Source organism: Ruegeria sp. SAZD011 (assembly GCF_059612545.1).
In genome coordinates this window covers 184,546-208,607 of record NZ_JBXWQU010000041.1, presented here as the reverse complement: position 1 = coordinate 208,607, position 24,062 = coordinate 184,546, and the positions used below count along the sequence as shown (strand labels likewise).

General features: G+C 64.6%; 22 protein-coding genes. 11 read left to right on the top strand and 11 right to left on the bottom strand.

Going from position 1 to position 24,062, the window contains the following annotated elements:
- Position 1 precedes the first annotated feature (1 nt).
- Positions 2-874: a 3-hydroxyisobutyrate dehydrogenase gene (gene mmsB, locus AC2FLM_RS21610; protein ID WP_496859907.1), complete on the top strand. Its 873-nt coding sequence runs from the start codon at positions 2-4 to the stop codon at positions 872-874.
- Positions 875-1,055: 181 nt separating this feature from the next.
- Positions 1,056-1,466, top strand: a complete 411-nt coding sequence (locus AC2FLM_RS21605; protein WP_234143971.1) for a hypothetical protein — start codon at positions 1,056-1,058, stop codon at positions 1,464-1,466.
- Positions 1,467-1,469: 3 nt separating this feature from the next.
- Here the strand turns inward: AC2FLM_RS21605 and AC2FLM_RS21600 are convergent, their stop codons facing one another.
- The 3 genes from AC2FLM_RS21600 to AC2FLM_RS21590 all read right to left on the bottom strand — a co-directional run bounded on the left by AC2FLM_RS21600 (position 1,470) and on the right by AC2FLM_RS21590 (position 4,447).
- On the bottom strand, positions 1,470-2,936 hold the full coding sequence (locus AC2FLM_RS21600) for a sulfatase-like hydrolase/transferase (protein WP_496859906.1): 1,467 nt from the start codon (positions 2,934-2,936) through the stop codon (positions 1,470-1,472).
- 92 nt (positions 2,937-3,028) lie between these two features.
- A complete protein-coding gene (locus AC2FLM_RS21595; RefSeq protein ID WP_234136937.1) occupies positions 3,029-3,610 on the bottom strand; it encodes a VOC family protein in 582 nt (193 codons plus the stop codon).
- 51 nt (positions 3,611-3,661) lie between these two features.
- Positions 3,662-4,447 carry an MmyB family transcriptional regulator gene (locus AC2FLM_RS21590; protein WP_496859905.1) on the bottom strand — a complete coding sequence of 262 codons (786 nt, stop codon included), beginning with the start codon at positions 4,445-4,447 and terminating at the stop codon, positions 3,662-3,664.
- Between the two features lie 121 nt (positions 4,448-4,568).
- Between AC2FLM_RS21590 and AC2FLM_RS21585 the strand changes: the two genes are divergently transcribed.
- Positions 4,569-4,973, top strand: coding sequence for a hypothetical protein (locus AC2FLM_RS21585; protein WP_234136940.1), 405 nt, complete (start codon positions 4,569-4,571; stop codon positions 4,971-4,973).
- 21 nt (positions 4,974-4,994) lie between these two features.
- Here the strand turns inward: AC2FLM_RS21585 and uvrA are convergent, their stop codons facing one another.
- Entirely contained in the window at positions 4,995-7,853 is a 2,859-nt protein-coding gene (gene uvrA / locus AC2FLM_RS21580) for an excinuclease ABC subunit UvrA (RefSeq protein WP_234183364.1), read from the bottom strand.
- 169 nt (positions 7,854-8,022) lie between these two features.
- Between uvrA and AC2FLM_RS21575 the strand changes: the two genes are divergently transcribed.
- Positions 8,023-8,382, top strand: coding sequence for a rhodanese-like domain-containing protein (locus AC2FLM_RS21575; protein ID WP_496859904.1), 360 nt, complete (start codon positions 8,023-8,025; stop codon positions 8,380-8,382).
- 6 nt (positions 8,383-8,388) lie between these two features.
- Here AC2FLM_RS21575 and AC2FLM_RS21570 read toward each other — a convergent pair whose 3' ends face one another.
- Entirely contained in the window at positions 8,389-8,949 is a 561-nt protein-coding gene (locus AC2FLM_RS21570) for a class I SAM-dependent methyltransferase (RefSeq protein WP_496859903.1), read from the bottom strand.
- Between the two features lie 188 nt (positions 8,950-9,137).
- On the opposite strand from AC2FLM_RS21570, the gene AC2FLM_RS21565 reads away from it, so the two are divergent.
- Both AC2FLM_RS21565 and AC2FLM_RS21560 read left to right on the top strand, forming a co-directional pair.
- A complete protein-coding gene (locus AC2FLM_RS21565; protein ID WP_496859902.1) occupies positions 9,138-9,443 on the top strand; it encodes a VWA domain-containing protein in 306 nt (101 codons plus the stop codon).
- Entirely contained in the window at positions 9,431-10,831 is a 1,401-nt protein-coding gene (locus AC2FLM_RS21560; RefSeq protein ID WP_496859901.1) for a hypothetical protein, read from the top strand. Before AC2FLM_RS21565 ends, AC2FLM_RS21560 begins: the two co-directional genes overlap by 13 nt.
- A 60-nt stretch (positions 10,832-10,891) precedes the next feature.
- Here AC2FLM_RS21560 and lpdA read toward each other — a convergent pair whose 3' ends face one another.
- Positions 10,892-12,298, bottom strand: coding sequence for a dihydrolipoyl dehydrogenase (gene lpdA / locus AC2FLM_RS21555; protein ID WP_496859900.1), 1,407 nt, complete (start codon positions 12,296-12,298; stop codon positions 10,892-10,894).
- A 190-nt stretch (positions 12,299-12,488) separates the two neighbouring features.
- Between lpdA and AC2FLM_RS21550 the strand changes: the two genes are divergently transcribed.
- The gene (locus tag AC2FLM_RS21550) at positions 12,489-12,905 is read left to right on the top strand and encodes a hypothetical protein (protein ID WP_234218181.1); all 417 of its coding nucleotides are present in this window, start codon (positions 12,489-12,491) and stop codon (positions 12,903-12,905) included.
- Between the two features lie 2 nt (positions 12,906-12,907).
- Here AC2FLM_RS21550 and AC2FLM_RS21545 read toward each other — a convergent pair whose 3' ends face one another.
- From AC2FLM_RS21545 to AC2FLM_RS21530, 4 genes are all read right to left on the bottom strand, one after another.
- Entirely contained in the window at positions 12,908-13,489 is a 582-nt protein-coding gene (locus AC2FLM_RS21545; protein ID WP_496859899.1) for a DUF924 family protein, read from the bottom strand.
- A 114-nt stretch (positions 13,490-13,603) separates the two neighbouring features.
- Positions 13,604-14,866 carry an MFS transporter gene (locus tag AC2FLM_RS21540; RefSeq protein WP_496859898.1) on the bottom strand — a complete coding sequence of 421 codons (1,263 nt, stop codon included), beginning with the start codon at positions 14,864-14,866 and terminating at the stop codon, positions 13,604-13,606.
- Between the two features lie 101 nt (positions 14,867-14,967).
- Positions 14,968-16,017, bottom strand: a complete 1,050-nt coding sequence (queA, locus tag AC2FLM_RS21535) for a tRNA preQ1(34) S-adenosylmethionine ribosyltransferase-isomerase QueA (RefSeq protein WP_496859897.1) — start codon at positions 16,015-16,017, stop codon at positions 14,968-14,970.
- Positions 16,018-16,086: 69 nt separating this feature from the next.
- Positions 16,087-19,500 carry a YhdP family protein gene (locus AC2FLM_RS21530; protein WP_496859896.1) on the bottom strand — a complete coding sequence of 1,138 codons (3,414 nt, stop codon included), beginning with the start codon at positions 19,498-19,500 and terminating at the stop codon, positions 16,087-16,089.
- A gap of 61 nt (positions 19,501-19,561) precedes the next feature.
- Between AC2FLM_RS21530 and AC2FLM_RS21525 the strand changes: the two genes are divergently transcribed.
- The 4 genes from AC2FLM_RS21525 to AC2FLM_RS21510 all read left to right on the top strand — a co-directional run bounded on the left by AC2FLM_RS21525 (position 19,562) and on the right by AC2FLM_RS21510 (position 22,877).
- On the top strand, positions 19,562-20,023 hold the full coding sequence (locus AC2FLM_RS21525) for a peroxiredoxin (protein WP_234136953.1): 462 nt from the start codon (positions 19,562-19,564) through the stop codon (positions 20,021-20,023).
- Between the two features lie 17 nt (positions 20,024-20,040).
- Complete coding sequence (locus tag AC2FLM_RS21520) at positions 20,041-20,856, top strand: ferritin-like domain-containing protein (RefSeq protein WP_496859975.1); 816 nt, start codon at positions 20,041-20,043, stop codon at positions 20,854-20,856.
- Between the two features lie 187 nt (positions 20,857-21,043).
- A complete protein-coding gene (locus AC2FLM_RS21515; RefSeq protein WP_496859895.1) occupies positions 21,044-22,372 on the top strand; it encodes a DUF5930 domain-containing protein in 1,329 nt (442 codons plus the stop codon).
- Positions 22,362-22,877, top strand: coding sequence for a bactofilin family protein (locus AC2FLM_RS21510; RefSeq protein WP_234143949.1), 516 nt, complete (start codon positions 22,362-22,364; stop codon positions 22,875-22,877). Before AC2FLM_RS21515 ends, AC2FLM_RS21510 begins: the two co-directional genes overlap by 11 nt.
- A 133-nt stretch (positions 22,878-23,010) precedes the next feature.
- Here AC2FLM_RS21510 and AC2FLM_RS21505 read toward each other — a convergent pair whose 3' ends face one another.
- A complete protein-coding gene (locus AC2FLM_RS21505; RefSeq protein WP_496859894.1) occupies positions 23,011-23,976 on the bottom strand; it encodes a DUF3179 domain-containing protein in 966 nt (321 codons plus the stop codon).
- Positions 23,977-24,062 lie beyond the last annotated feature (86 nt).

Here is a 24,062-nt window from a genome sequence, read left to right as displayed (position 1 = left end):
CATGAAAATCGGCTTTATCGGTCTGGGCAATATGGGGGCGCCGATGGCGGCCAACCTGGCCAAGGCCGGTCACGAGGTGACCGGATTCGACATGGCGCCGGTCGAGGTGGCGGGTGTGACCCGCGCGGCCAGCGCGGCCGAGGCCGCGCGCGGCGCCGATGTGGTGGTGACCATGTTGCCCAACGGCCAGATCCTGCGCGCCGTTGCGGTCGAGGTGATCCCGGCGATGACGGCGGGCGCGGCGTTGGTCGATTGCTCGACGGTCGACGTGGACAGCGCCCGGGCGGTGGCGGCAGATGCCGAGGCGGCCGGGCTCCTGGCGGTCGACGCGCCGGTCTCGGGCGGCATTGGTGGCGCGGCGGCCGGTACGCTGACCTTCATGGCGGGCGGCTCGGAGGCGGCGTTTGAGAAGGCAAAGCCTCTGTTCGACATCATGGGACAGAAGGCCGTGCATTGCGGCGATGCGGGCGCCGGACAGGCCGCCAAGATCTGCAACAACATGATCCTGGGCGTCACCATGATCGCCACTTGCGAAGCCTTTGCGCTGGCCGACAAACTGGGGCTGGACCGGCAGAAGATGTTCGACGTGGTTTCGACCTCGTCGGGCTATAGCTGGACCATGAACGCCTATTGCCCGGCGCCGGGAGTGGGGCCGCAATCGCCCGCCGACAACGACTACAAGCCCGGTTTCGCCGCCGAACTGATGCTCAAGGATCTGCGGCTGAGCCAGCAGGCCGCCGGCAGCGCCGATGCGGATACGCCGATGGGTCAGCTGGCCGAGGCGCTATACACCCGGTTCGTCGAGGAAGAGGATGGCAAGGGCATGGATTTCAGCGCCATGCTGCCCCGGTTCGAAAAACGCGGGCGTGGCTGAGGGGCGCTGCCCCTCTTGGCCTGCGGCCAATTCACCCCGGAGTATTTCGGACCAGAAAGAAGCCAGACCCGTCGGTGCCCCCACCGGCGGGTTTTTGCGTATCGGTTTGCAATCGCTGCGACTTCCTCCCATGTATGAAGAAGACATGCCAGCTCGCTGGCCCCAAGCAGGAGGTGTACGCATGAAACGGACGATCCCGGGACTGCTGATACTGAGTCTGGCGCTCGCCACCACGCCGGCGCTGGCAGGCAATGGCAATGGCAATGGCAATGGCAAGGGTAACGGCAAGGCCGTCCAGCAGGGCCAGAACAAGATCAAGGTTACCCGCCCCGCCAATCCGAGCGCCTCGGTGCATTGTCCGCCGGGCCTGGCAAAGAAGGCGGTGCCTTGTGTGCCGCCGGGACAGGTGAAGGCGCGCTATGGCATCGGCGACCTTATTTCGCGCGACTATATCCGCATCGACGATCCCTATCGCTATGGCCTGAAGCAGAACGGCTATTACGTGCGGGCGGGCGACTATGTCTATCAGGTCGATCGCGACACTCACAAGGTGCTGAACCTGATCGGCGCGGTGGCCGATATCCTGAACTGAACCTCACGAGCGCACATAGTTTCGGCCCGTATCCGGGTCGGGACGATAATCCCAGGCGGTGCCGTTGCGCTGCATGGCGGCGTTGACCACCTGTTTGAGGGGCAGCCGCTCCCAGACCTCGCGCGCGATCCGCTCCAGATCGAAATTGCCGCCGGTGATCACCCGGTCGAGCCGCGCCTCGGTTTCGGCGAGACCCGGCTCTCCGGCACGGTTGTGCCATTCGCCCGGATCCTCGGCCAGATTGTAGAGCTGTGGCGCCGAACCGTGGCAGTAGTGATATTTCCAGTCGCCTAGCCGCACCATGAAACTGGGCCGCATGATGCCCTCGCCATGGTATTCCGAAACGATGGGCACGGTGTCCAACTCCTGCCCCAGCACCGCGCCCAGCAGGGATCGCCCCTCGAGCGGCGCGACCGGTGTCTGACCGGCCAACTCGATCAGCGTGGCCGGCAGGTCCAGCAGCGACACCGGCGTGTCGATCCGGCCGGGTGCCGCGCCGGGCAGGTCGATGATCAGCGGGATGCGTGCCGACCATTCGTAAAGGCTGCGCTTCTGGATCAGCCCCTTTTCGCCGAGCATCTCGCCATGATCCGAAGTGACGATGATCACCGTTTCGTCACGCTGGCCGGTCTCGTCCAGCACCTCGAGCAGCGCACCGATCTTGTCGTCGACATAATGGGCCAGCGCCGCAAAGCCGCGCCGCATGGCGATCAGGTTCCGGGGGTCGCGAATCTCGTGGCCGCGCTGATGCAGGCCGTGCCAGCGCCGCAGCGCGTGATCGAACTCGGAATAGCGCGCGTCCATGTCACCCGGATAGTCCGGCAGCGGGATATCGGCGTCCTTGTACATCTCCCAATAGGCGCGCGGCACCACATAGGGCGGATGCGGGTTGGTAAAGGACACGGTCAGCATCCAGGGCGTGTCCGGGGCGTGGCGCAGGTATTCCAGCGCCCGAAACTGGGTCTCCTCGTCGTATTGCAGCTCTTTCGACCAGCCGGGCCCGATATTCTCGGCCAGGTATTGCGGCGTGAAATCAAAGGCCTGGAACGAGGCGTCCCCTTCGGGAGGCAGCGGATAGGACCACAGGAACCCCGAAGGGTAGATATCGGGGTTCAGACGCCGCTGAAACCCGTGCAACTGGTCGGCGCCAATGAAATGCATCTTGCCCGACAGCACCGTTTCATAGCCCGCATTGGTCAGGTAATGAGCAAAGGTGGGAAGGAAACTGTGATAGGGGTCGCCATTGTCGTAACAGCCCGTGGTCGAGGTATAGAGCCCGGTCATGAAACAGGATCGGGCCGGCACACAGATCGGGCTGGGCGTATAGGCATTGGTGAACTGCACCGCGCGGTCGGCCAGCCGGCTCAGATGACGGGTGCGCGCACCGGTGCCGCCGCAGGCCTCGAGCATGAAGGGCGTCATCTGATCGGCCATGACCAGCAGGATGTTGGGCCGTTTCCGCGTTGCCATCAGGCGTCCTTTCAACTCGGGAGGGATCGCACACAGCATGGACCGCCAAAGGGGGCGGTGTCAGCAAGGAAATTGACGTACCGCCCCCGAGCTTACCAGGGGTTTTTCGGCCCCCGATCTTTGGACAGGCTGTCCTGCCGGTCGCTCACCAGCGCCTCGATTGCATCGGCCAGGTGGATGCGGTCGATATTGTAGTCACCGCGCGCCACCCGGATCCGGTGCGCGCGGATCAGCACATCGGCATGGGTGCAACCCACCGGCGGCTCGAACCGGTAGCTTGCCAGTTCGATCAGGAGGCCGAGCGGATCCTTGAAATAGATCGAATCCATGAACCCCCGGTCGCGGGGGCCGGAATGTTCGATGCCGCGTTCGTCCAGACGTTCGACCGCCTGCCAGAAGGTCGCCTGTGACACGTTGAAGGCGATGTGATGCACGCAGCCCGGATCGGTGGGCGTGCGGTCGGGCGTGCCCTTGCGCGTCTCGTTGGTAAAGACGGTGATCAACCGCCCGTCGCCCGGATCGAAATAGACATGGCCTTCGTCCGGGTTGTCGAGATTGGGCTGATCGAACACGAAGGGCATGCCCAGCACCCCCTCCCAGAAATCTATCGTGCTCTGCCGGTCGGCACCGGTCAGGGTGATGTGGTGCACGCCCTGGGTCTGCAACTTGCGCATGGCTTTCCTCCTCTGATCCCCGATCAAAGCATAGCGCAAAGGCGCAATGTCTCAATCTCCGGGCGTTGCAGTCCCCCAGAGCACCTGTACAGCGTGCCGGGTGGCGTCATCGGCGGGAAAGAACATCTCGATCCTGAGTTCGGACATGGCAATATCTCCGGTGGCGCCGAACTGGGTGATCGTGGTGAAGAAGGAGAGCACCGCCTCGCCCAGACGGTAGCGGGCCGGGATCACAACGGGCATCGGATCGCCTGCCGTGCCGGGCTGGGTCGCGACCCTGTCCGCCAGCCGCGCCACTGCCCGTTCCAGCACCGGGTCGTGGCCGAAATGGGCCAGCTCGGTGCGCAGGCGCGCCAGGCTCAGACGTTCGATTTCGGCCCGGTTTTCCAGTGCCGCCGCCAGCGCCGGATTGTCCAGCAGCGCGTCGATCAGGCTGTCGCCATCCCCCAGCCCGGTGGCGGCGAACATCGCCGTGGCGGGTTTGTTCATCGCCTTGAGGCACCAGTGCCGATCCACCGCCATCGCCGGATAAGGCGCATGACGGCTGAGCATCCAGTCCACCGCCTGTGTCAGTGGCGCCATTTCGGGCGCATCGCCTGCCCGGCTGTGATAGGCAGGCGCCAGCCCCGCCGATGTAAGCCAGCGGTTGCGGGCGCTGCCCGGCACCTCCAGCTCATCACAGAGCCGCAGCACCATCCCCCGGCTGGGCCGGGCGCGGCCAGTTTCCAGAAACGAGACATGGCGCGGTGAGACACCTGCCGACAGACCCAGTTCCATCTGGCTCATCCGGCGCAGCTGGCGCCATTCCCTCAGCACATCTCCGAATGAATCCGTCATCCCTGCCCTCCGCTTGCCCCAGCATAGGGGATCGGGTGCGGATTTCACTTACCCCCCAGGTAATTGTTTTGCGACGCCGGTCGGACGCAATGTGCGGGCGTGATACAGACTGGAGATCGTGATGAACCTGCTTTCCCTTGCCGCCCTCGCCGGGGCGACTGCCCTTATCCTGTTTGGCATTGCCGCGCTGAAACCACTTGACCGGCCCCTGCCCGGCCTGTGGCGGTTGCCGGCGGTCGTGTCCGCCGCCTTTCTGGTCTACTCGCTCTGGACCGTCGCCTCAGAAGGCCCTTTGGGGTTCTGGGACAACCACGTGCAGAACCTGTGGGGATTACAGGTTTGGCTTGACCTGCTGATCGCCGTCGGCATCGGATTTGCCCTGCTTGCGCGCGAGGCAAGAGCGCTGGGGATGAACCCGGCGCCCTGGTTGGTGTTGACGCTCTGCACTGGCTGTATCGGGCTTTGCGCCTTTGCGGCGCGGGTTCTGTACCTGCGCGAAAGGCAGGCCCGGATGCACCCCGTCTGAGCCTGTCAGGACCGGCGGCGGTTATTCCGCCGCCACCCGCTCAGAGTTCAGCATCGGTTTCAGGTAGCGCCCGGTATGGCTGCGCTCGGCATTGGCCACATCCTCGGGCGTACCCTCGGCCACGATCATGCCACCGCCATCGCCGCCCTCGGGGCCGATGTCGATGATCCAATCGGCGGTTTTCACCACGTCCAGATTGTGTTCGATCACCACCACCGTGTTACCCTGTTCGACCAGCTCATGCAGCACTTCGAGCAGTTTGCGCACATCCTCGAAATGCAGGCCCGTGGTGGGTTCGTCGAGGATATAGAGCGTACGACCCGTCGAGCGGCGGCTGAGTTCCTTGCTGAGTTTCACCCGCTGCGCCTCGCCACCCGAGAGTGTCGTGGCCTGCTGACCGACCTTGATGTAACCCAGACCAACGCGGCTGAGCGCGTCCATCTTCTCGCGGATCGACGGCACCGCCTTGAAGAACTCTTGCGCATCTTCCACAGTCATATCAAGCACATCAGCGATGCTCTTGCCCTTGAACTTCACCTCCAGCGTCTCGCGATTATAGCGCGCGCCCTTGCAGGTTTCGCAGGTGACATAAACATCGGGCAGGAAATGCATCTCGATCTTGATGACACCGTCACCTTGGCAGGCCTCACAGCGGCCGCCCTTGACGTTGAAGCTGAACCGTCCCGGCTTGTAGCCGCGCGCCTTGGCTTCGGGCAGGCCCGCGAACCAGTCGCGGATCGGCGTGAAGGCGCCGGTATAGGTGGCGGGGTTTGACCGCGGGGTGCGCCCGATGGGGCGCTGGTCGATGTCGATCACCTTGTCGAGGAATTCCAGCCCCTTGATCGTTTCGCAGGGCGCGGGCGTCTGGCGGGCACCGTTCAGGCGCATGCTGGCGGTCTTGAACAGGGTCTCGATGGTCAGCGTCGACTTGCCGCCGCCCGAGACGCCGGTGACGCAGACGAACTTGCCCAGCGGGAAATCGGCGGTGACCTCGCGCAGGTTGTTGCCGGTGGCCTTGACCACCGTCAGTTTCTTACCATTGCCCGGGCGGCGCTCGGCCGGGACCGATATCTCGCGGCTGCCCGACAGGTATTGCCCTGTGACCGAGGCCGCATCGGCGGCGATCTGCGCCGGCGTGCCGTGGCTGACCACCTGACCGCCGTGCACACCCGCGCCGGGGCCAATGTCGAACACGTAATCGGCCTCGCGGATCGCCTCCTCGTCATGTTCGACCACGATCACCGTATTGCCCTGATCCCGCAAGTTCTTGAGCGTGGTCAGCAGGCGGTCATTGTCGCGCTGGTGCAAGCCGATGGAGGGTTCGTCGAGCACATAGAGCACACCGGTGAGGCCCGAGCCGATCTGACTGGCCAATCGGATACGCTGACTTTCGCCACCCGAGAGCGTTCCACTTGAACGTGACAGTGTAAGATATTCCAATCCCACGTTATTCAGGAAACCAAGCCGCTCGCGGATTTCCTTGAGAATGGCGCGTGCGATCTCGTTCTTTTGCGCGCTCAGCGCGGCGGGTGCGGTGTCGATCCAGGCATAGGCCTCCTTGATCGACATCTGCACCACCTCACCCACATGCAGGCCCGCGATCTTGACCGCCAGCGCCTCGGGTTTCAGCCGGAAGCCGCCGCAGGCACCGCAGGGGCGGTTGTTCTGATACTGCTCGAACTCCTCGCGGATCCAGTTGCTGTCGGTCTCGCGATAGCGGCGCTCCATGTTGGGGATGACGCCTTCGAAACTGCGGGTGACCTGATAGACGCGGCCGCCCTCGTCATAGCGGAACTGGATTTCCTCGTCGCCCGAGCCACGCAGAAACACTTGCTGCACCTTTTCCGGCAGATCCTTCCAGGGGGTGTTCTTGTCGAACTGGTAATGGCGGGCGATGGCCTCGATGGTTTGCAGGAAATAGGGCGACTTGCCCTTGCGCCAGGGCGCCAGCGCACCGTCATAGACCTTGAGGCTCTGATCTGGCACCACCAGACGTTCGTCAAAGAACAGCTCGACCCCCAGACCGTCGCATTTCGGACAGGCGCCATAGGGGGCGTTGAACGAGAACAGCCGGGGTTCGATCTCGGGGATGGTAAAGCCCGAGACCGGGCAGGCAAAGTTTTCCGAAAAGGTGATGCGCTCGGGCTCGCCTTCGCTGGGCGCGGTTTCCAGGATGGCAATGCCCGAGGCGAGGTCGAGCGCGGTGCGCAGGCTGTCGGCCAGCCGGGTTTCCAGCCCTTCGCGCACCACGATGCGGTCGACCACTACGTCGATGTCATGGCGGAACTTCTTGTCGAGCGTCGGCGGTTCGTCCAGCTCATAGAACTGGCCGTCGACCTTGACCCGCTGAAAGCCCTGCTTGCGCAGCTCCAGAAACTCCTTGCGGTATTCGCCCTTGCGGTCGCGCACGATGGGGGCCAGCAGATAGCCGCGGGTGCCCTCCTCCATCGCCATGATGCGGTCGACCATGTCCTGCACCTGCTGCGCCTCAATCGGCAGGCCGGTGGCGGGGCTATAGGGCGTGCCCGCGCGCGCGAACAACAGCCGCATATAGTCATAGATCTCGGTCACCGTGCCGACGGTCGAGCGCGGGTTCTTGCTGGTGGTCTTCTGCTCGATCGAAATCGCCGGGGAAAGACCGCTGATATGGTCCACATCCGGCTTTTCCATCATGTCGAGGAACTGACGCGCATAAGCGGACAGCGATTCCACATAGCGCCGCTGCCCTTCGGCATAGATGGTATCAAAGGCCAGGCTCGACTTGCCCGAGCCGGAAAGGCCGGTGATCACCACCAACTGATCGCGCGGAATATCCACGTCGATCCCCTTGAGATTATGCTCGCGCGCGCCGCGTACCTCGATGAACTTCTGCTCAGCCATGAACTGCCCTCGGACCCAATGCCACAGAGATAGGCGAAGCGCCGTGAGTCTCCAACCCGATTAACAGAACGTAAGGGGAACAAATATCAGATGCAAAGGTTTTGACGTTGCATTCAATTGATTGAATGTTAAATTGGCGAAAACCCGCAATCACTCGGACAGATTCCAGATGTTCTTTTTCCGCAAACCCGCCCAGCCCGGCCTTAGCGTCAGCGAGGCGGTCGAGGCGGCCAGCCGCGGTGACCTGCTGCTGATCGACGTGCGCGAGGCGGGGGAACTGGCCGCCACCGGCAAGGCCGCCGGTGCCCTGCACATCCCGCTGATGCGCCTGTCGGACAAGGCTGATCGCCACCATCCGGAGTTCGAGCCGCGCCTGAAGGATGCGACGCGGATCGCGGTCTATTGCGCCTCGGGCGGACGTTCGGCCCGGGCGCGCAAGCTGTTGCTGGGCCTGGGTTATCCCGAGGTCCACAATCTGGGCGGTCTCGGACATTGGGCCCGCGCGGGCGGCCGGATCGAGCGCGCCTGACAGGCGTCAGGTCTTGCGGGCAATCGCCCAGGCGCAGATCGGGAAATTCGGATCGTTGTCCAGAGGGTCGGTCTCGGGATCGTATTCCGGGGGCCAGGGCGTTTCGAGATTACGCAGAGCCGCATGGCGATTGCCCCATTGCTCGGCCCGAATCTCGTCCTCGGCAAAGCCGCACTCGATCAGGAAATTCCGCAAGCCTCGTGCCGACCAGCGCGAATTGTCCATGGGCGCGGCGTGAAACGGAACAAAGAACGGCACCGCCAGCCAGAAATGCCCACCCGGCCGCAGCATTTCCAGCACGTTCAGCGTCGCCTCATATGGCCGGTCTAGATGTTCCCAGACCTGATTGGCCAGAATCAGGTCGAATTGCTCGATCTCTCCGGCCGCGTCGCAATAGGGCCCGGCACAGATGTCGTATTCGGGATAGATGAAACGGCGGTAGCTGCGGAACGGGAACTGATGCCCCCATTTTCCCGAGATCTCGGCAACCTCCAACCCCTCGGGGCCCAGGTCACGGATCATCCGGCGGCTCGACCGTGCCATTGCGATCCGGTTCAGACTGGCCACGCGTTCCTCCTGTTGTCCGGGACAGGTAATCAGCCCCCGCGCGGCCCGTCCAGACGCGATTGCCCCACGCATCGCACAAAAGCGCCGGAGGGCAACGTTTTTCCCCTTTCGGCCCGCCCGACAGATCATAATCTGCCGCAGTGCGACGGATTTCGCGTGAAATATTCGCTTTGTAGACGAGGTATTGAATGAAAAGAATTGGACTGACCGCGTTGGCGCTGTGTCTTTCCGCACCCCTTGCCGCCCAGGACCACCCTTCGGCCATTCTGGTTCTCGACGGGTCCGGCTCGATGTGGGGCCAAATCGAGGGCAAGGCCAAGATCGACATTGCCCGCGACGTGGTGAATGACCTGCTCGGCACTCTGCCCGCCGAACAGCCTCTGGGCCTGACCGTTTACGGTCACCGGCGCAAGGGCGACTGCGCCGATATCGAAACGCTGGTGCCCCCGCGCCAGGCAACCGGGCGGCTATTGCCAGCGCCGTGCAGGGGCTGAAACCCAAGGGCAAGACGCCGATGCTGGACGCGGTGCGGCAGGCTGCCGAGGCGCTGCGCTATACCGAGGAGAAGGCCACCGTGATCCTGGTCTCGGACGGGGTCGAGACCTGTGACGCCGATCCCTGCGCCACCGCCGCCGCGCTGGAGGCGGCGGGCGTCGATTTCACCGCCCATGTGGTGGGGTTCGACATTGACGACCCGCAGGCGCTGGCGCAGATGCAATGCCTGGCGGATCGGACCGGCGGCACCTTTCATAGCGCCTCGAACGCTGACGAGTTGGCCGCCGCCCTGACCGCCGCCACGGTCACGCCCGACCCCGCGCCCGGTCCCGCCCGGCTGATCTTTTCCGCGACCGAGGCCTATGGCAGCACCTTCCGCGAGGTCGAGGTGGTCTGGGAAGTGTTCACCGAAGATGGCGCGCAGGCCATGGATGCGACCCAGGGGATGAGCGGCGAGGCCGAACTGCCCCCCGGCACCTATCTGGTCCGCGCCCTGCGCCTGTCGGATGAAGCGGTCGAGGAGCGCCGGGTCACCCTGAAACCGGGCGGGCGCGAGGGGGTCGAGATCGTCTTTGCCGAAGCCCTGCCCGCCGCCACCCTCTCGGCGCCTGCCAGTGGGCTTGCGGGCGGCATGGTCGAGGTCACCTGGACCGGCCCGGACGGCGATGGCGATTATCTGACCGCCGGTCCGGTCGGGGCGAACGACGCCAGCTATCTGACCTTTGAATATACCGCCAAGGGCAACCCGCTGCCGCTGCGCCTGCCGGTGGAACCGGGCGCGTATGAGATCCGCTATGTGCTGGCGGACGGGATCCAGACGCTGGCCCGCCTGCCGATCACGGTGAGCGAGCGCAGCTTTGACCTGACCGCGCCGGGCAGCGCCCCAGCGGGCAGCCTGGTGCAGGTCGCGTGGTCCGGCGGCGGTTTTGACGAGGATTTCCTGACCGTGGCGCGTCTCGATGCCAGCGCGGATGGCAACGATTACGTGACCTATGCCTATGTTCGCGACGGCAACCCCGTGGGGCTGCGGATGCCGCTGGAACCCGGCGCATATCAGCTGCGCTATGTGGTGGGTCAGGACAGCTCGGTGGCCGTGAGCCAGCCCATCACGGTGACCGACCTGACCGTGACACTGGAGGCACCCGACCGGGTAGCGGCGGGCAGCATGGTGGCGGTGAGCCATACAGGCCCGGCCTATGACGGCGATTTTGTCACCTTTGTCACCCCGGAGGCGGGCGTGCTGGACTATCTCGGTTATGCCTATGCCAGCGATGGCGCGACGGTGCAGGTACAGGCCCCGGACACGCCTGGTCTTTACGAGCTGCGCTATGTCTCGACCGTCGCGGGTGAGCGTATCCTGGCCCGCCGCATGGTGGTGGTGGAGTAAGAAAAACCCTCGCCCGGCATAGCTGGGCGAGGGTCAACTTTGCCGCAGACGCGGTTGATCTTACATGTGAATGACGCGGCCGTATGCGTCGAGAACGCTTTCGTGCATCATCTCGCTCAGCGTCGGGTGCGGGAAGACCGTGTGCATCAGGTCCTCTTCGGTGGTCTCCAATTGTCGGCCCACAACATAGCCCTGAATCATCTCGGTCACCTCGGCGCCGACCATATGGGCCCCCAACAGCTCGCCGGTCTTGGCGTCGAAGATGGTCTTGACCATGCCCTCGGCCTCGCCCAGTGCAATCGCCTTGCCATTGCCGATGAAGGGGAAGCGGCCAACCTTGATGTCGTATCCCAGTTCCTTGGCCTTGGCCTCGGTATAGCCGACCGATGCCACCTGCGGGTGGCAATAGGTGCAGCCCGCGATGCTTTCGGGTTTGACCGGGTGGGCGTGCTTGCCCGCGATCAGTTCGGCCACCATGACGCCCTCGTGGGACGCCTTGTGCGCCAGCCAGGGCGCGCCGGCGATATCGCCGATGGCATACAGCCCCTCGACCCCGGTCCGGCAATAGGCGTCGGTCACCACATGGGTGCGGTCGATCTTGACCCCCAGCGCCTCGAGCCCGAGGTTTTCGACGTTGCCGACGATGCCCACGGCAGAGATCACCGTGTCGAATTCCATCTTTTCGACCTTGCCCCCGGTCTCGATATGGGCGGTGACCTTGCCCCCGGACTTTGCAGGCGCGCGGTCCAGTTGCTTGACCATGGATTTCTCCATGATCTTCATGCCTTGCTTGACAAAGTTCTTCTTGGCAAAGGCGCTGATTTCGGCATCTTCAACCGGCAGAACACGGTCCATCACCTCGACCACGGTCGTGTCGGCGCCCAGCGTGTTGTAGAAGCTGGCGAATTCGATGCCGATGGCGCCCGAGCCGATCACCAGTAGTTTCTTGGGCATCCGCACCGGTTGCAGCGCGTGCTTGTAGGTCCAGACCAGATCGCCGTCCGCCTCAAGCCCCGGCAACTCGCGCGCGCGGGCGCCGGTGGCCAGGACGATGTTCTTGGCGGCCAGGTCCTGGGTGCCCTTGTCGGTCTTGACCGACACCTTGCCCTTGGCCGGGATCGTCGCCTCGCCCATCACCACGTCGATCTTGTTCTTCTTCATCAGGTGGCCGATGCCGCCCGACAACTGCTTGGCCACCCCACGCGAGCGTTTCACCACCGCGTCGAGGTCATAGCCGATATTGTCGGCCTTCAGCCCGAACTCCTTGGCGCGCTCCATCAGGTGGAACACTTCGGACGAGCGCAGCAGCGCCTTGGTCGGGATACAGCCCCAGTTGAGGCAGATGCCACCCAGATGCTCGCGCTCGACCACACAGGTCTTGAGCCCCAGCTGCGCTGCACGGATGGCGGCCACATAGCCCCCCGGTCCGGCACCGATTACGATCACGTCATAGGATTTTTCAGCCATGTTCTTCCCTCGGCCAGACCCGCTCTGAAAACTAGTTTACCATTAAACTAATTTTTCGCACACATCAACAGTCCTCCTCCGCGACAAATGTGACGCAGGGACAGCGGCGATACATCCGCCATGCCAGCCTATACCGGCACCGGTCTTTACGCTAGAACCGAGGGCAGGACCGGCGATGTGGAGAGCGGACGTGAAGAAAACCCTCAAGGACCTGTTTCTGGCATTTCTGAATGCAACGCTGATCCTGGTGGCGCTTTGCCTGTTCCTGGGCTGGCGGATGATGGCGACCGTGGACACGGTGAGTGAGCGCGTTTCCGCCGGGATCGCCGAGCTGGCACCGTTGCGGGACGAGGTCGCCGGGGTTCGGGCCGAGCTTTCCGGCCTCCGCGCCGATCTGGGCGCCGCACAGGGCACCGAGGCGGCGGAACGGCTGCAAAACCGTCTCGATACGCTGGAAACACGTCTGGACGGGATGCAGGCGCGGATGACCAATCTGGCCACCCTGCCCGATCAATTGCTGGATCGCGCCTTTGAGACCGCAGCCGACCGTCTGGTGCGCGGCCTCTCGGACCTTCGCGGCTGTCGGCCGGCGTCGGATGGCGCCTGAACCTAGCTCGCCTTGCGCTGCAACTGCTGCACCGTGGCGCCATAGCCACCGTCCGAGACATAGTCCGTCTCGCTCTGGGTGCTGGCCCGGTCAAGCGCCTGATTGCGATAGGGGAAGCGTCCGAACTTGCGGATCACCTCGCGATGGGCGCGCGCATGCAACAGGTTCGACGCACCTGATTCGGGCATCCGCTGGCACATCAGCCGCACACAGCGTTCCTGATCGCACAGGTTTTCGGAATGCATCATCGGCAGGTAGAAGAATTGCCGCGCCGGTTCGTCGATCTTCAGATCCCAGCCCTTGTCCACCGCACATTTGGCCACCATCAATGCCGCCCGGTCGGTCGCAAAGGCCTGTCCCGATCCACGGAACATGTTGCGGGGGAACTGATCGGTGAGGATGATATAGGCCAGAACCCCGCTGGGATAGGTGAGCCACAGCGAGAACCTGCCCTCTGCCGCTGCCTCCCACGTGGACTGGAACTCGTCCCGGATCCGGGCGTCAAGCGCCTCGTCCTGGATATACCATCCAGCCGGACCCACCTCGTCCAGCCAGAATTTCAATACGTCTTCGGGGCCGACCATCGGTCTTTCTCCACTCTCCTTTGTCCCCAGGTTAATGGGGATTAAACGCTTTTTTACAATTCTGTAACAGTAACGATTTGCAACAATGCGTCACGAAGCAAGGGGAAAAATCGTCTATTTCTCCTCTTCCGCGCCCTGATCGGCCTCGAATGCCACTTCTTGCGCCATCTCGATCGCCACTGGCGAGGCGGTTGGATACATGTACGCCATCGAACTGGTCTCCTCGACCGGGGTCGAGGGTCGCTGAGTCGCGCGGTAAGCGGCATAGGCGGCTGTGGCGAACATCAGCGCCGCGATGAAGAAGAAAAAGCCCGGCGGACCGAACACCCCGTCCGACATCAACCAGCCGGTGGTGACCGGGCCGGCGATGGCGCCCAGCCCGTTGATAAACACCAGCCCGCCCGAGGCCGCCGGCATATCGTCATAGTCGAGATAGTCGTTGGTATAGGCGATCAGCAGCGAATAAAGCGGGTTGGACAGCCCACCGATGATCAGCGCCGCCAGCAGCAGGAACTCGAACTGGCCACCCATCACCGCGCCCAGCATTGCGCCACCGCCACCGAACAGTGCCACGAACAGGATCAGCACCCGCCGGTCCATCCGGTCCGACAACCAGCCCAGCGGGTACTGCACCACCAGTGCACCCACGTAAAAGGTGGCGACAAAGATCGACAGTTGCGACAGCGTCAGCCCCACATTGGCGGCATAGACCGCGCTCATCCCGAACTGGGCCGAGAACACACCCCCCAGCAGGAACATGCCGACACAGCCCAGCGGCGAGGTCTGCATCAGTGCTTTCAGGCTCATCGGTTTGGTGCTGTCAAAGGCCGGCGTCGGCGAGATCGACAGCAGGATCGGTCCAAACGAGATCGAAACCACGATCGAGGCGATGATGAATGCCTCGTAACCGCCCGGGTCACCCACCTGGATCAGCCCCTGGGCCACGATGATGCCGGTCATCTGCACGATCATGTAAAGCGACAGCGCCTTGCCCCGGTTGGTGTTGTCGGCGGCATTGTTCAGCCAGCTTTCGGCCGTGACATACACGCCCGAAAAACAGAATCCGATGATCACCCTCCCCAGCATCCAGACATAGGTATTGGCGAAAGCGGGATAGAGGATCATCACCGCCGAGATGAACGAGGCCAGCGCCGCGAACACCCGCACATGCCCGACCCGGCGGATCATCTCGGGCGCCATGCGCGAGCCACCAAGGAAGCCCACGAAATAGGCCGACATCACCAGCGACATCTCGAAGGTGGAAAACCCCTCGATCTCGCCCCGCACACCCAAGAGGGTACCCTGCAGACCGTTGCCCACCATCAACAGGCCAATGCCCAAAAGCAGCGCCCATGCGCTGGAAAGAACCTGAAGCATCGTGATTGCCTTTGTGCGGTTGCGGGCTCTCAGCCCAAAGTATCAAGGGTCGAACCTCTGCTTGTCCATGACAAACGGGTCCGGGTCTCATCCGTTATCGCCTAGCCCGGCAGCAAAAGCGACGCATCCCCATAAGAGAAGAACCGATAGCGATTTGCCACCGCATGGGCATAGATTTCGCGGATGCAATCCTGCCCCATCAGGGCCGATACCAGCATCAGCAGCGTCGACTTGGGCAGGTGAAAATTGGTCATCAGCCCGTCGGCAACGCGGAATTCGAAGCCGGGATAGATGAAAATATCGGTCTCACCCTCCCAAGACGCGATCTGGCCGCCGCGCGCGGCGCTTTCGATCAGGCGCAGCGCGGTGGTGCCAACCGGAATCACCCGCCCGCCCGCCGCCTTGGTGGCGGCGATCTCGGCCGCGGCCTCGGCGCTGACCCGCCCCCATTCGGCATGCATCTTGTGGGTGGTCACATCCTCGACCTTGACCGGCAGGAAGGTACCCGCGCCCACATGCAGGGTAACGTGGGTAAAGGTGACGCCGCGCGCGGCCAGCGCCGCCAGCAGCGCCTCGTCGAAATGCAACGAGGCGGTGGGCGCTGCCACCGCGCCGGAATGGCGGGCCCAGACGGTCTGGTAATCGGTCTTGTCCTGCTCGTCGGCAGGGCGTTTGGCGGCGATATAGGGCGGCAACGGCATCGCACCCGCCCGGGCCAGCGCGGCGTCGAAATCGGGGCCGGTCAGGTTGAACCGCAGATGCGCCTGCCCGTCCCTGATCGCTTCAACATTCGCCGACAGCTCTCTGGAAAAGCTGATGGTTTCTCCCTCGCGCAACTTGCGCAGAGGTTTCGCCAGCGCGCTCCAGCCACCATCGGCGCGCGGTTCCAGCAAGGTGACCTCGATCCGGGCCGTGACCGGCCCTTGCGCGCTCTGGCGCTGGCGGGTGCCGCTCAGCCGTGCGGGGATCACCCGCGTGTCATTGAGCACCAGCCGGTCGCCCGGACGCAGCCAGTCGGGCAGATCGCGCACCAGCGCATCGGTGATCGCATCGCCCCGCGCCACCAGCAGGCGCGCAGAGGATCGCGGCTGGGCGGGCCGCGTGGCAATCAGGTCGTCGGGCAGGTCGAAATCGAAATCGCTGAGCTTCATGGCCCGCGCCTATAGAGCGCGCCACGTGCTTTGACCACAGGCAATTCGTCTGTCATGCCGACGACCGCTCTAGCGATCGCCACCGTGCGACGGCTCAGGTCGCGGCGCCGGGGCGGGTTGCGGCGCGGGGGCGGGCGTGCCCGCAGGGCCGGTGGGCGCGGGGGCGGCGTTTTCCTCGGGCACCGCCGGCAGGCTGGGCGCGGGCGCGCGGATCATGTCGCGCAGAAAGCCGGGCGTCAGCCCCGAGAGCGGATTGACAAAGACCTGAGGCCGCTGCATCGGCCCGGTCAGGGTATAGTTGAACCCGATCAGCCCCTCTCCCTTGCGGGTCAGCACGCTGCCGATGGAGTTGAGCAGGTAGATGGGCGAGACCACGCCACGCAGGTCCAGCACCCTGTTTTCCGTATCCACGGTACCGTTGATCGACACCCCGATCGACGGGCCGACGGCGCTGCCTTCGAGAATCGTCAGCGTCCTGGGCGTCAGCCGCATCCTGCCGTCAATTTCGCCGAACAGGATGCCCTGCCCCGACATTTCGTCAAGCAACCCCACCAGCGACACCGCGTTCAAGAGCGCGGCCATCGCGGGCGCGTCACGCACCCGCGTGTTGCGCACCCTGAGTTGCGCGTCGTAATTGCCTTCTGCGCCGACCGGCTCCAGCGCCAGTTGAAAGCTGCCGCCATGCGCCTGGTCTAGGATCCCGGCAGCGCGAAACACCGCGCCCGCATCCTCGGCCTGAAGGAACACCGCGCTGCGGGCACCGCGCCCGATCATCTGCCCCGTGATCGGCACCTGCCCGTTCAGCGCCCCGGTGAACCGACCGTTCAGCCCGCCGCCGGTGGAGAAACTGCCGCGCATGCCGGTCAGCGTCATGCTGTCAGAGACCTGCAACCGGTCGAGAACGAGGTTCACCGCTGGTGCCGCGCCACCGCCGGCACCACCCGACGATCCGCTGCCGAACCGGGCGCGGCGCAGGTCCAGCGTGCCGCCCTGCACCGAGATGTCGGGTGCCGCCCCGGAACCGCGACCGATGAGTTCGACCGGCACAGCCAACCAGTCGCCAAGCTCGAAAGAGGTAAAACGGGCGCGCTCGAAACTGCGGTCTGGCTTGAACTCGACGCTGCCCCGCATGCGCAAGCCGGCGGCCTCTAGCTCGATCGCTTCGACCTGTCCGCCCTGCCCAAGTGTCGCGACCAGCGCCATCCGGCCCGTGCTTCCGGACGGTTTCGACCAGCCCAGTTCCGGCAGTGACAGGCGCACCCCCGCCAGGTCCGACTGCGCCTCAAGCCGCAGCGGCTCGCCGCCGCCGATGCCAAGGCTGAACTGCGCCTCGCCAGCCCCTGCCACCATGCCATCGGGCAGACCCAGCCGTTGCTCGCGCACCAGATCGGGGGTCAGCGCAATGCGTCCGGTCAGGTTGCTGCGCTGGCCCTGTCCCAACGGCTGCTGCCAGCGCATCGACACCGGGACCGTGCCGAAAAGACCCGCCCCCTGAAGCGCGATTCTGGTCTGGTCCCCTGTCAGTTCCAGCCGGGGCGCCGAAACGGGCGTGCCGGGCACCAGAACCTCGCTCGCCACGTCCTCGAGCACACCGGCAAGGTGAAACTCCATATCGGCGATCGTGACCCTGTCCTTGAGCGGCAGCGCCAATGTCCCCGACAGGCGCGTGTGCCCCTGCGCCAGATCGACGGGCAGATTGGCCTTGTCGAGAATGCTGAGCGGCGGCTCGTTCAACAGCGACAGTGCGGCCGTGACCGGCCCGCTCGCCGTGATCCGGGCAATGCCCGGCGCCGATTTGCGAATGCCGATATCGGGGATGATGAACGAGGTGCCGGTGGCGTCGATCTCGCCCCCCTCGGCGGTCACCACCACGCCCGCATCGGCGGTCACCGCGAAACGGCCACCCAGCAGGCTGGCCTGACCCCGCGCCCGGGTCAACGGCGGCAGCGTCTTGGCATAGCGGATCTGCGCTTCGGCAAAGTCGAAATCGGCGTAGAGGTCAGGCGGCGCCCCGGGCCGGAGCCTGAGCGCGAGGTCGAGATCGCTCAGCTGCGCCTCGACCAGGTTATCGGTCACCCATTCGCGCGGTTTCGGCGCAACGGTTTCCGGCCAATAGGACAGGACCTGCGCCGGGGTGATCGCGTCCAGCTGCGCGTCGAGTGCCAGTTGCCAGCCCTCGGGCGCGGCCCCCAGATCCCCGTCCAGCCGCAGGGTCCGGCCATCGTCGATCACATCCATTCGCCCGATCCGCAGGCGGAACGGGTTGAGGGTCATCTGGAAATCGACCTCGGCCCGGTCGACAGTCAGCGGCTCGGGATAGACCCCGGCGGGATTGACCCGCAGACCATGCAGGCCGAACTGTCCCACCAGCCGGTCGAGCCGCCCATGCTCCACCCCATCGAGATATGCGACCCCATCTGCCTGGGCCGCTCCCCAGGCGCTGTCCACCGCTACCTCGGCAAAGCTGAGCCGCTGATCGGCCGGGTCATAGGTAAAATAGGTGCGCGCCGAGGCGAAGGGAATCGGCCGGGTGTTCGGGTTGGGTTGCAGCGCCCCGCGCCCGATCTGGAGCGTGGCCGAAATCGGCGTCAGCGCACCCGCCGCATCGAAGCCACCGCGCAAGGCACCCGAGATCGGCGCGTCCAGCACCTGCAACCAGGCCAGCGCGGGCGCCTGGGCCGCGATATCGGCGGCCGCCAGATCCTCGATCGAAATACCGAAACTGGCCGATGGTTCACCCAGCGTGCTGGTATAGTTGGCCTCGAACCGGCTGGCATAGTCGCGCCCGCTGAGCAGCGAGAACTCGGTGGCGATGCGCAGGTCGCCGCCACCTCGGGTAACCAGAACCTGGCCACCATCCAGCGTCCAGCCGCGCCCCTGGCGCAAATCTTCATAGTCGAGCGACACTGCCGTCAGCTCAACCGAGCTGAGCGCGTCAAGCTGCGAGTGCAGGAAAACGGCATCGAAGGATTCCAGCAATTGCCCGAATGTCGGCGCCTGCCCGACCGAACCGCCACCCTGCCCGCCCAGCGACAGCGAGAACTGTCCCTGGGCATCGCGCCGCAACGTGGCCGAGGCGCCATTCAGCACGATCCGCTTGGGCTGGACCTGACCGCGCAACAAGGGTCGCATCGCCAGACTGGCCTCGGCATCCGCAAGCCGGGCGATCACCCGGCCACCGGCATCGGAAAGTTCGAGATCGCGCAGGCGCAGACGCGGGCGCCAGCCTTTGTTGATCACGAAGTAGACGCCGCCAAACCGGATGCTGACCCCGTCCAGCGCCTGGGTCAGCCGCGTCTCGACCCGCGATTGCAGCCAGGGTGGCGCCTGAAGGGTCTGGCCCAACAGCATCAACCCGGAAAAGATCGCCAGAAACACCAGCAGCACGGTGCCGCGCATCGCCCACAGCAACGTCACCCGACGCCGGCTGCGGCGTGGTTTTCCGGGTTTGTCCCCGCCCGAGGTCTTGTCGATGTCTTCCAACTTCTCCGCCGCGACCTATTATGCGCGTAACCTAGTCATGAAACCCAGCCGGAGTGCCCAGATGCCCGACGTCACAGATATTGCCCCCGAATTCACGCTTCCCCGCGATGGCGGCGGCGCGATCAGCCTGTCCGACCTGCGCGGTCGCGCGGTTGTTCTGTTCTTCTATCCCCGCGATGATACTCCGGGCTGCACCAAGGAATCCATCGGCTTTTCCGAGAATTTGCAGGCCTTTGCCGATGCCGGTGCTCAGGTGTTGGGCATTTCGCGCGATACGGTGGCCAAACATGACAAATTCGTCGCCAAGCACGGGCTGACCACGCCGCTGCTGTCCGATGCCGAAAGCGATGTTTGCGAGCGCTACGGCGTTTGGGTGGAAAAGAACATGTATGGCAAGAAATCCATGGGGATCGAACGGTCGACCTTTCTGATCGACGCCGAGGGCCGGATCGCGCGCGTCTGGCGCAAGGTCAAGGTTGCCGGTCATGTGGACGAGGTGCTGGACGCGGTGCGCGCCCTGTGAGCCTGACCCTGACCGAAATGGCCGTCGAGGTGCTGACCACCGCCGACGGACGCGCCAAGACCGAGCTGTCGCGCCGCCACGCGAGCGCTTGGTTTGCCGCCCGTAAGGGTGAAGCCGACCCGATCGCGGTGGGCACTGCGCACCCGCCGCTGCATCCCGCCCGGCCCGAGCGGCCCGAACTGCTCAGCCCCCGCGACGTGCCCCGCAGGCGTCCGGGGTCCGAGGCCGGGCGCATCGCACTGTTGCATGCGGTCGCGCATATCGAACTGAACGCGGTCGACCTGCACTGGGACATCATCGCGCGCTTCGGCCATGTAGCGATGCCGGTTGGGTTCTACGACGACTGGGTGAAATGCGCGGACGAGGAATCCAAGCATTTCAACATGGTCTGCGATGTTCTTGAGAGTATCGGCAGCCATTATGGCGCCCTTCCGGCCCATGCCGGGATGTGGCGCGCCGCCGAGGACACCGCCGAAGACCTGATGGGCCGGTTGGCGGTGGTGCCCATGGTGCTCGAGGCGCGCGGGCTGGATGTGACGCCAGGCATGATCGACATCTTTCGCAAGGCCGGGCTGACACAGGCGGTCGCCGCTCTCGAGATGATCTATGCCGAGGAAGTGGGTCATGTGGCCTATGGCTCGAAATGGTTCCACTTCCTGTGCGGGCGCGAGAATACCGACCCCAAGGACGCGTTCCACGCGCTGGTGCGGCGCTATTTCCATGGCGCGCTGAAGCCCCCCTTCAACGAGGAAAAACGCGCCGAGGCGGGGCTCCCGCCCGATTTCTACTGGCCGCTGGCCGAGGAAACAACCCAGCGCAAACGGGGTATCTAGCCGGACTACCCCATGCAAACGCATGGTTTCGGCGGTTTTTCGCCGAAACCGGACCGCGATAGGCGCGCTTTCCCCTCATCTGGTAAAGAAACTTGCCCGATCGGCACCACGCCGGTATTCACACGGGCCAAGGCCCCGGTACCACTCACATCCCGGGGCTTGTGAGGGGACAACAAGGGATGGGCGCGTGCGAACACGTCTGGCGATCAAAATCCACGCGTTTCTGGAAAGCAGGTTTCCTGAACGCCGTGTCTTTCTGAAATCCGACAGCGATACCCGGTTCATCCGGCTCCGGTCCGAGACACAGCTGATCGCCTTTGGGGGGGCGACCCTGCTGGTGGCCTGGACCATCGTCGCCACCGCCATCCTGTTGATGGACAGTATCGGCGCCAGCAATTTCCGCGAACAGGCCAAGCGTGATCAGGCCACCTATCAGGAGCGTCTGAACGCTCTCTCGCAAGAACGCGACGCCCGCGCCGACGAGGCGGTCGCGGCTCAGCAACGGTTCAACGCCGCCCTGACCCAGATTTCAGCGATGCAGACGGAACTGCTCGCCTCGGAGAACCGCCGGCGCGAGCTGGAAACCGGGGTCGAGGTGATCCAGACGACCCTGCGCGCCACCATGCGCCAGCGCGAAGCGGCACGCGCCGAACTGGAACGGCTGCTGGACGAAAAGGGCGATACCGCCGCCGTCGAGCGGGTCGCCGCCGAAGTGCCCGCACAGATGGATTTCATGGCCGCAGCACTGGAACGCACCGCCGAACAGCGCGACCAGATCCGCGCCGATGCGCAATCGGCGCTGGCAGCCCGCGCCGAGCTGGAGCTGGAAATCAAGCTGATGGAAGAGCGCAATGACCAGATCTTCCGCCAACTCGAAGAGGCAATGACCATTTCGCTGGAACCGCTGGACAAGATGTTCCGTAGCGCCGGCATGCCCACCGACCGCATCATCGAAGAGGTGCGGCGCGGCTATAGCGGCCAGGGCGGGCCGCTGACCCCTTTATCCTTCAGCACGCGCGGTGAAGAGCCCTCGACCGACGAGCTGCGCGCGAACCAGCTGCTGCAACAGATGGATCAGCTGAACCTCTACCGGATCGCCGCCGAACAGGCGCCCTTTGCCTCGCCGGTGCGCGCGGCGGTGCGCTTTACCAGCGGCTACGGCTATCGGCGCGACCCCAAGACCGGCGGCAAGCGCATGCATAACGGGTCGGATTTCGCGGGCAAGCATGGCACCGACATCCATGCCACCGCCGATGGCGTGGTCACCCATGCGGGCTGGCAGTCGGGGTTTGGCAAGCTGATCAAGATCCGCCACGCCTTCGGGATCGAGACCTATTACGCCCATAACTCGCAACTCCGTGTAAAGGTCGGCCAAAGGGTCTCGCGCGGGGATCATATTGCTGATATGGGTAGCACCGGTCGGTCCACCGGGACGCATCTGCACTATGAGGTGCATGTCAACGGCAGACCCGTTAACCCCATGACTTACATCAAGGCTTCACGCAATGTTTTCTAAGAGCAAAATCAACGAGCCCGCCCCCAAGGCCCCCGAGGCGGCCAAACCCGCCGCGCCCGCGGCTCCTGCCGCGCCCGCTCCGAGCGATTACAAGGCAGCTGCGCCCAAGCCCAAGCCGCCTGCGTCGATCCTGTCCTCGGATCTGCATATCACCGGCAATATCAAGACCACCGGTGACATCCAGGTCGAAGGCTCGGTCGAGGGCGATATCCGCGCGCATCTGCTGACCATCGGCGAAACCGCCACCATCAAGGGCGAAGTGACCGCCGATGACGTGGTGATCAATGGCCGGATCGTGGGCCGGGTGCGGGGCCTCAAGGTGCGCCTGACCTCGACCGCGCGGGTCGAGGGCGATATCATCCACAAGACCATCGCGATCGAGAGCGGCGCCCATTTCGAAGGCTCGGTACAGCGTCAGGACGACCCGCTGAACCCAGGTCGCGCCGCCAAGCCCGCCGCCAACCCGGCCGCGGCCGCTCCGGCGCCCAAGCCCGAAAGCGCCTGAGGCAGCACCGACGCAAGACGGTTCACAGCGCCGCGGTTTTCCGCGGCGCTTTTGATTTGCACTATACGAGTTTCCGGGCGGCGCTAGATTTTTCGTCGAAAAATCTCGGCCCGCCCGGCCGCGCCGGATCGCGTCAATCCGCCCCCAGCATCCATTCGCCCCCGGGCCAGAACGCGTGAAAGGCAAAGGCGAACATCACGTCATGGGCAATGTCGCGCCCCTGCATGTCGCGCACCCGGATCGACCCCACATCGCGCCCATCGCCGATCTGCGCCGTATCAAGGGCCGAGGCCTGGCCAGCCCGCCATTCGAACCGCAAACCCGCCTCCTCCAGCACCCCGGCCTCGGCCAGCCGCGTCAGCGGCCAGGCCCGGTCACCCACCCGAACCACCCGCGCCAGTGCCGGGACGCCATGCGGCGGCGCCTCGCCATCATAGAGAAAGGGGCGCCGGGCGCTGTCGTAACTCACATAGGGGTTGCGGCCATAAGCGCGGCGAAACGCCGGTTCACCCATCACCAGACCATCCGGATAGCGGGCACGGAACTGGTCCCAGCTTTCCATCCAGCTGGGCAACGTTTGCAGCTCGGTCCCCGTCAGCCTGCCCACGATGGCCAGCCCCTGCGCCTGTTGCCACCAGCTCTGGGTCTGGCTGTCATACATCACCATGTCCGAATTGCGCAGCTTGCCGGTCACCCCGAACTCCAGCACGCCCGCGGGGCTGCGCCGGTCGAAGGTCAGGCCAGAGTTGCACAGCGGGCAGAAGGTCACCGCCACCGGCACCGTGCCGATACGGTCATTGACGATCTCGTGCCACATCAGATAGCGCAGCGGATAGGCGCGCGGGGTCTCTCCGGGGAGCGCAACGGTGATCACCGGCTCGCGCCCTTCCAGATCCTCCGCCGCCGCAACGCTCAGAAAGGCGGGATCGCTCAGCGCCGGGATACCGTCCTTGGGCGGCCCACCCGACAGGATCTCGCCCCAATGGGCAACGCTGGTCTTGCCAAAATCGGTATCGGGCCATTCATGGCGCCAGACTTCGGGACCGGCCAGGGCGGGCAAAGCCAGCCAGATCGCAAGAAAGAGGGATAGAAGGCGCATGCCGGGGTCTTTCGGGTTTGCAATTCGACCCAAGGATCGCCGTCGGAACGGGATCGCGCCACCCCACACACGCAAATGTGAGACCG